The following is a 7,077-nucleotide window of genomic DNA, read 5'->3' as shown; positions in this document are numbered from 1 at the left end:
TTTGTTCTGCCCTGACCTCCAAATGCACTTCACTGGTTTCATTCCAGTATTCGGCCAGGCTATGGGTATCCCAGAATTCAGAGACAGCTTCCAAAGAATCTGCCTGAGAAATGCTGGTTTTTTGTGGATATTCATTTTTTTTCATAGAGTCTCCTTTCTTTCTTGTCCATATCTCTTGCGCTTATAATAAGCGCGGCATTATCAGGCTTCCGGATGAAAAAGACTATCAGATAACGCCCCTCATCAGTCTGCCCCAGTGCAGCATAAACATCTTCTCCTCTTCTGTAACCACATTCAACGAAACGGAATTTCGGTTTGTTAAAAAAAATACTTTCCGCCTCTTCCAGCGATACATGATGTTTAACGATAAGCTTTTCTACAATATCAGGCAACCATATAAAATAATCAATGAGCATCCCTGTCCTCGATTTCAAAAAAATTATCCCACCCAAACAGTATGTTGAAAATACAAGACCAAAACCTCCATAATCGTTGATTACTTATGATAATAAGGCAATATGGGATTGAAAACAAGAACCCCTTAAGAGCCAGAAACCCGGCCACCCTGGACCACAATCCGAGGCAGGCCGGCGATCTACCTTCTTTGAAGAAATTTCGCCCAACCCAGTACCATCACAAGGCTGAGCACCTCTATGAAATCGGCAGAGCCGGCACTTCGTGCATTTCATGGGGCAGGCGGGGCAGGCGCAACACCCCAGTGTATTAAAGGAGAATACACGGGGCAGGCCCGGAAGGACACGGAAAAGTCAATCCCCCAATTCCTAAATTCCTAAATCCCCCAATTCCTAAATCCCTGCCTTCTTCCCCATGCCCCATGCCCCCTGCCCTATGCGCTCTGCTCCATGCTCCATGCTCCATGCCTGCCCCGTGAAACAGCCTAAAGGGCTCCCTGTCGTAGACAGGGGTTTCACTGGGGCCCCATGCCTTCTTCCCCAATTCATCATTCCGCATTCATCATTCATCATTCATCATCCCCCCAATTCATCACTACGTCTGACTGAAACGCCGGTAAAACGGAACAGCCTCCACCTCCAGTTGCTCAACATTCCACTGATGAAACTCGTCAGCGGTGATGATTGTTCCTTTGTTCAGCCCCAGCCGTGTACAGGCCGCCATCAGCCCCTTCACTTCTCTGTGCCGGGTTTCGGGGTCGCTTAGATCAAAGCAGACCTGAATGGCCTCAACGGCCCGGCCTCTTTCCATACGCAGAAAATCACACTCCAGGTTATCGCCGCGATAAAAAAACAGTTCTGTCCCGGTCCGCCACAGCTCCAGGAACACCGCGTTTTCCAGGGATTTACCCGTGTCTTCAGAAAACCTGTACTCCACGGCATCGTAAAGTCCGGTATCAATAGCATAAACTTTTTTCTCTCCCAGTTCCCGGGCCGCCAGGGATCTGTCGTACGGGTAGAGGGTACGGACCAGAAATACGGTCTGGGCATAATCCAGAAAATCGTACAGGGTGTTTTTCCCGACTTTTATATTGGCGGACTTCAATTCATTGTAGATCTTATTGATGGAGAGCTGCCTGGTGGAGGACGCAAGCAGTCTTTTCAGGAAGTACCTGAGCGCCACCACGTTCTGCACCCTGTATCTTTCCACAATATCTTTATACAGCATTACGTTGAAATATTCCTGGAGCAACCGGGTACGATGCCTGTTGTCAACAACCAGGGCTTCCGGAAAACCGCCATTATTCAGAAAGTCGGCCTGGGCGTTTTTCAGCAGGGCCAGGTGCCTGGAGGAATAGAGGTCAACTTCCAGACCCTGGAAACGCAAGTATTCGGAAAAAGAAAGCGGAAACACCTCCATGCCCAGGGTGCGACCCCTCAGGCTTGTGGCGATTTCCGAACCCAGCAGCCTGGAATTGGAACCACTCAGGTAAATATTCCTGGTAATGGTATCGTACACCCTGCGCACAAAACGCTCCCAGCCGTCCACGTTCTGTATTTCATCAAAAAACAGGTAGCACTCGGCCGGATTTTGCTGCGGATACAGCTCACGAAAGGCCTGAATGATCAGGTCCAGCTCTTCTCTGCCCAGGTCCAGGCGCTCATCTTCGAAGTTGATGAACAGGATCAAGGACCTGTCCATGGACCGGGCAAGCCTGTTCACCGTATCCAGCAGGATGGATGTCTTGCCGCACCGCCTGACTCCCATGACTGTTATGATCTTGCCGGTGCCCAGGGGGACTTGAAAATCCCTGGGAGTAACGTCAAAAACAGGCTGCAGGTGAAACTCCCTGATTATCTGTTTAAGTATCTCCTTCTTTCTCATGAAGAAAATAATACTGTTTTTTTTCTTTGAGTCAAGACATGAATCAACCACCTGTCTTATTGTCCCCACGCAGAGCGTGGGAACGATACTTTTTTACCATGACGCTTCCGATGAAGAAATCCGGACAATATGTACTGACCATCTTGGAAATATTGTGCTTGTGCTTGAATCCCTGAAAAGATGGCTCAGGGACCAGCTGCATGGCAGCGACATCAGCTGTTTGATTATTTTATCGTCCCCACCTGGCCTGAGTTTCCTCAATCCCCCAATCTCCCAATCCCCCAATCTCCCAATCCCTATGCTCCATGCCCTATGCCCCATGCCCTACGCCCCATGCCTTCTTCCCCAATCCCCCAATTCCCCAATTCCTAAATCCCTGCCTCTGCCCCATGCCCTATGCCCTATGCCCTATGCCCTATGCGCTCTGCTCCATGCCCCATGCGCTCTGCCCTATGCCTTCTTCCCCAATTCATCATTCCGCATTCATCACTTATCATTCCCTACAATTCATCACTCATCATTCCACACAATCAAATTGCTTCAAAAAATGAAGTTTTCGGCTCGATCCGCCTTCTAAAATCAACATTTTTTGATGAATCCAGATTTCTATAAAAATTTATCCTGCAACATCAGTTATTTGCCACATTATTTTTTCGGCACAGAACTGGCAAGAAATCCGGAATCGTGAACAGGAAACATTTTAACCCTAAAAAAGGAGAACTGGTTATGGAACAAGTAAGAGCAAGAAAGTCCCAGGGCGGTTTTACACTTATTGAAATCATTGCTGTGATAGTCATCCTGGGCATCCTGGCGGCGGTGGCTGTGCCGAGGTTTTTTGATGCTCAGGAAGACGCGAAAGTGGCAACCGCTGAAGGCATTTTAGCAGGATATCAGTCTGGGTTCGCTCTGACGCTCTCCCGGAATCTCCTGCGAGACGAAGAAATAGCACCTGGTACTAATTGCGAAAATGTCGGATCACACAGCGGAGATTGGACAGTTACATGCACCGATGATGATACAGCTATCCTCCCTGCCGAAGATCAAACGTGGACAATAACTGTTGATGGAACCGAAGATACACCGAACGCAGGTACTTCAGTGACTGGAGAGTTCGTGGCCCCTGAACCTTAATCCATGCTCTACGCTGGAATCAGGTGTACTGAGAAAGAATAATTACGCTCTCTTCCTGGGCGGGAAAACTGACCGATGCTGCACAATCGCCATAAAATGGGACGGATTATCTTCCGTCCCATTTTTTGTCGTTGTAACCCAAGTATGAGAACAGGAAGTACCTTTGTGGCATTTGTCAGCAAAAATACTCATGACCCAACTGGGTCGCAGTTGACTGATGACTTGTTTTTACGCCTCCGAAACCACAGGCTTACAGCCCGGGTCATGGAGCACTGAATAGTGGGCACCGGGCCACAAATTATTAATTTCGGCAACTATAGATAACTTAGGTTCATCACATATGCCTGCCACTGATTTTTATATATTCATTTCCTTTCAAGCTGCGATTGTCTTTCTGTTAATTTATTCTTTGATGATGGACGTTTTAATCAGAAAGCATGACCAGGCTGAAGTTGAAGTTAAGCGCGGACAAAAAGCAATGGGGGCTATTTATGCGGTGTATGGAGCGGCCATTGCTTCAACCCTGGTACTGACAGACAGGACAGAAGGCTTGGAAGGAAATACCGTGCTGTTTATGATCATCAATTTTTTGTGTTTTACCTACCTGTTTTTCTTCAGCGTCTGGTTCAGAAACGCTGTTTTTTTCCGTTTATACAGACGGGTGCAACAGGACTGACCTTTTTTGGTCACCACCCTTACAGAGCTATTTATAAGCTGACAGCATCCAATGCAACACCATGTTACAAAACCGCGCTTCTCAGGCCTGATAGTCATCATGCTCATAATCTCGGCCGCACTGGCCTGGAAGTATTATGATCTGAGGTCAGAAATCCATCTGGTCCGCCTTGAGAGCATGGCCTCCAGCCTGAACGCGGCTTCGGCCAACAATTTTGCCGCTGCCCTGACCGGGTCGGACCAGGCCTTAAGTATTCACAACTGCCGGGATGCTGCCGGACTGCTCCAGGGCATTAGCGGTTATAACAGCGGGGAAAGCCCTTTTACCAAGGCTTATGAGGGGTATCACATCCAGAACCTGGAGCATAACCCGCAACCGGGCAATTACATGGTCATGTGCGAGCTGGCGAACAGCCGCGGCAACAGCGCCGGGTTCAATGTCTATTATACATTGATGGACTAACCTGTACACTTTCAGCCACGCACAAAGTGTACAACTTAAGCCTTATCTTATACATTTCCAGCATGGCTGAAAGTGTATAAGTTATCAGCGGCACGGGCAGGTACTGGGTCCGCTGATGATCCATACGGGATGCTGATTAACTAAAGCGGGCTTTGCCCGCAACCCAAAGAAGAAGAGTATTGAACCACAAAGACACGAAGGTCACTAAGTTTAAAACAGCAAGGTGGATATTTTTTGTAAACCGGGCAACGGTTTCAAAAAGGCTGCCTTTTCATTTGCCGCCTGCCTTGTTAAACAGACGAAGTCTCCGTCGCAGATTTACCCGGTTTAATATCCGCCATTTAACTGGGCGGGTTTAACTGGGTCTTCCCGACAAATGAAAAACCAAAACCCTTTGCACTTTCTTCCTTTGTGTCCTTTGTGCCTTAGTGGTTCAAATTTTCTTGTTTTTCATGACAAGGTTTAATGGATAAGACACTAGGCTTTTTCCGCGACCCTGCGCGGAAAAAGAGGCCCCTTCGGGGCAACCTTTGATAAACATTTGACCTTTACCAGTTTTCACTGCATATTCAAGAAAACATCCATTGAGAGGAGGCTTGAGATGAAGTTTGCAGATGAGTTCAGCCAGTACTATCAAAGCTTGTTGGAAGGTCAGTATGACTGTGTAGATCGCATAGTTCTCAATGGTTATTTTCCCTTGGGGCAACAAGGAGGTGGACTTCGTCACTGGTGGAGACAATTGACCGGCTCCGACGAAACACTGACCCAGGATCATCTGCAACGTATGGCTGGAAAATTCAGTCGCCGGGTACACGGTTTTGCTAAAACGAGCAACATCCCCATCATCCATTGCAAAACTGGAGAACGTAAACATCTGCTGGTTCCACAATACCAACCTGCTGATCCGAATTTTAAGGGGTTGTTCCTGATTCTTGTAGCTAAGGCCCCGGCCCTGGTATGGGATGTCAAGAGAAACAGTAAGGGAGCATTGAATATTGAGCGTAAGACTCCCTGGCCATATGTTAACCATTACCATTTTCATATTGTAGATCCGGACTGGGGACATATAACGATTAAAATGAGTGGACATCCTCCGTTTGGAATTCAAATTATACTCAACGGTCACGAATGGGTCGAACGTCAGGCCCGAAAACAGACTGTCTCCCAGATACTGAAGGAGGGTAACTGTTTTGTGGGTGGTTCCGATTTCCAGGCTTTGAATCAGATCGCAGATGCCTTGCGTGGTGACCACGCTATAGGGCGACTGAAAGAAGTCTGTGACCGTTGGGTATACTCCTGCTGTCTTTGCTTTGGACTGGACACCCAGGAGCAGGAAAAGTCCGGGTTTCGTTATCGGTACTCGTGTTATCAACTTGAGTACAGCAGGAACCTCTTGTTTGTCAGGGGCAGAATGCTTGATGCTGTATATCAAGGCCTTATTGACCGTACACGAAGGACCTTGAAGAAGGGGGGAGTGCCTGTCCCCTGCTTCCCTTAGAAAAGGGCTAAACCATTACAGATTTTCTTGTTTTCGGGACAATTAACAAGTAACGCTATTCAGGGACACACCCTGCTATCAAGATAATATAGAGTCACAAACTCAACAATGTCATCATATTTATTGTCTTCCTGGTCATTTTCCCCATAGCTTTTAACAATTACAGTCCCTTCAGTACCTTCGTTGCTCAGGCCATCCCCCTGATTATAGCTCCTGATGAGAGTGGCACCCAAATATGTATTTGACTGGTAGTTTGCACCTTTGCTGCCTACGATAAATCCCGCTCTAAGTACATCCTGATCCCTTCCCGGGACCTCAATGCTCAAGCCCGCTATTGAATCAATATCATCGCAGAGATTATCAGGGCTGGTCATGCCTTCAGCAGGCAGATAAAAAAGCTCTTCATTCCATGGGTCTATGGTATGGCCAATCTGTGATGAAAATTCACTTCTTGTGGGTAGTCTCTTGTTCATCCTGGCAAAGCCCACAATTTCATCTCTGGCTATGCGGACCACCTCTCGAACCTCTCGAATCTTTTCCTGCCTGATCTGGGAAATCAGAAGCGGGACTATGGTGCCGATTACAAGCCCAATCACCACCAGCACAACAGACATTTCAATCAGGGTAAACCCTGTTTTTCGGCCTGAGTGGACTGGCCTGTCAGAAAATACTTCAATGCCATGCATAAAAAATCCTTCTCTAACACTACAGCGACACTTTGTGTAAATTATCGCCTCGGCCACCGGGGACAGGCACTTTTGCCGACATCAAATCGGAAAACGGCCGCACTACCCGGCAGCAAAAAAGCCAGTCCCCTTGCAATTTAAATAAAGTGTCGCTGTAGTGCTAATGTGGGCTTCGCCCGCAACCCAAGTAATAAGAAAAGAATGCTGCACCATAGCTGGGACAGTCCCCGCAACTCACTTTTCGATGTGCCGAAATTGGTCATTGCGAGGGAAAAAAGCATGTATCTGGAATTAACGCCCACGAGGGACAGTCCCAATGCCGGGCG

Annotated in this window: 8 protein-coding genes; 4 read left to right on the top strand and 4 right to left on the bottom strand. The window is 47.7% G+C overall.

The features are described 5' to 3' along the window. Nucleotides 1–131: 131 nt before the first annotated feature. A complete protein-coding gene (locus QZP87_RS14685; RefSeq protein WP_291323675.1) occupies nucleotides 132–416 on the bottom strand; it encodes a BrnT family toxin in 285 nt (94 codons plus the stop codon). 86 nt (nucleotides 417–502) lie between these two features. On the opposite strand from QZP87_RS14685, the gene QZP87_RS14680 reads away from it, so the two are divergent. After that, complete coding sequence (locus QZP87_RS14680) at nucleotides 503–727, top strand: hypothetical protein (RefSeq protein ID WP_291323674.1); 225 nt, start codon at nucleotides 503–505, stop codon at nucleotides 725–727. 281 nt (nucleotides 728–1,008) lie between these two features. On the opposite strand, the gene QZP87_RS14675 is transcribed toward QZP87_RS14680, so the two are convergent. Next, nucleotides 1,009–2,298: an ATP-binding protein gene (locus tag QZP87_RS14675; RefSeq protein WP_291323673.1), complete on the bottom strand. Its 1,290-nt coding sequence runs from the start codon at nucleotides 2,296–2,298 to the stop codon at nucleotides 1,009–1,011. 726 nt (nucleotides 2,299–3,024) lie between these two features. Here QZP87_RS14675 and QZP87_RS14670 point away from each other — a divergent pair. From QZP87_RS14670 to QZP87_RS14660, 3 genes are all read left to right on the top strand, one after another. Beyond that, nucleotides 3,025–3,429 (top strand): type II secretion system protein, encoded by a 405-nt coding sequence (locus QZP87_RS14670; protein WP_291323672.1) that lies wholly within the window; start codon nucleotides 3,025–3,027, stop codon nucleotides 3,427–3,429. Between the two features lie 478 nt (nucleotides 3,430–3,907). After that, nucleotides 3,908–4,105 carry a hypothetical protein gene (locus QZP87_RS14665; protein ID WP_291323671.1) on the top strand — a complete coding sequence of 66 codons (198 nt, stop codon included), beginning with the start codon at nucleotides 3,908–3,910 and terminating at the stop codon, nucleotides 4,103–4,105. 51 nt (nucleotides 4,106–4,156) lie between these two features. Further along, entirely contained in the window at nucleotides 4,157–4,567 is a 411-nt protein-coding gene (locus QZP87_RS14660; RefSeq protein WP_291323670.1) for a hypothetical protein, read from the top strand. Between the two features lie 433 nt (nucleotides 4,568–5,000). On the opposite strand, the gene QZP87_RS14655 is transcribed toward QZP87_RS14660, so the two are convergent. Both QZP87_RS14655 and QZP87_RS14650 read right to left on the bottom strand, forming a co-directional pair. Next, nucleotides 5,001–5,456 (bottom strand): hypothetical protein, encoded by a 456-nt coding sequence (locus QZP87_RS14655; RefSeq protein WP_291323669.1) that lies wholly within the window; start codon nucleotides 5,454–5,456, stop codon nucleotides 5,001–5,003. Between the two features lie 668 nt (nucleotides 5,457–6,124). Further along, nucleotides 6,125–6,751 carry a prepilin-type N-terminal cleavage/methylation domain-containing protein gene (locus QZP87_RS14650; protein WP_291323668.1) on the bottom strand — a complete coding sequence of 209 codons (627 nt, stop codon included), beginning with the start codon at nucleotides 6,749–6,751 and terminating at the stop codon, nucleotides 6,125–6,127. Between the last annotated feature and the right edge of the window lie 326 nt (nucleotides 6,752–7,077).

Source organism: Desulfonatronospira sp., assembly GCA_003563255.1.
Classification (GTDB): domain Bacteria; phylum Desulfobacterota; class Desulfovibrionia; order Desulfovibrionales; family Desulfonatronovibrionaceae; genus Desulfonatronospira.
Note: the sequence above shows the minus strand (reverse complement) of the source record. Positions and strands in the feature narration are given on the sequence as shown.

Coding starts and splice junctions, on each gene's coding strand:
- QZP87_RS14685 (WP_291323675.1), bottom strand. CDS start 416: ATGCTCATTGATTATTTTATATGGTTGCCTGATATTGTAGAAAAGCTT.
- QZP87_RS14680 (WP_291323674.1), top strand. CDS start 503: ATGATAATAAGGCAATATGGGATTGAAAACAAGAACCCCTTAAGAGCC.
- QZP87_RS14675 (WP_291323673.1), bottom strand. CDS start 2,298: ATGAGAAAGAAGGAGATACTTAAACAGATAATCAGGGAGTTTCACCTG.
- QZP87_RS14670 (WP_291323672.1), top strand. CDS start 3,025: ATGGAACAAGTAAGAGCAAGAAAGTCCCAGGGCGGTTTTACACTTATT.
- QZP87_RS14665 (WP_291323671.1), top strand. CDS start 3,908: ATGGGGGCTATTTATGCGGTGTATGGAGCGGCCATTGCTTCAACCCTG.
- QZP87_RS14660 (WP_291323670.1), top strand. CDS start 4,157: ATGCAACACCATGTTACAAAACCGCGCTTCTCAGGCCTGATAGTCATC.
- QZP87_RS14650 (WP_291323668.1), bottom strand. CDS start 6,751: ATGCATGGCATTGAAGTATTTTCTGACAGGCCAGTCCACTCAGGCCGA.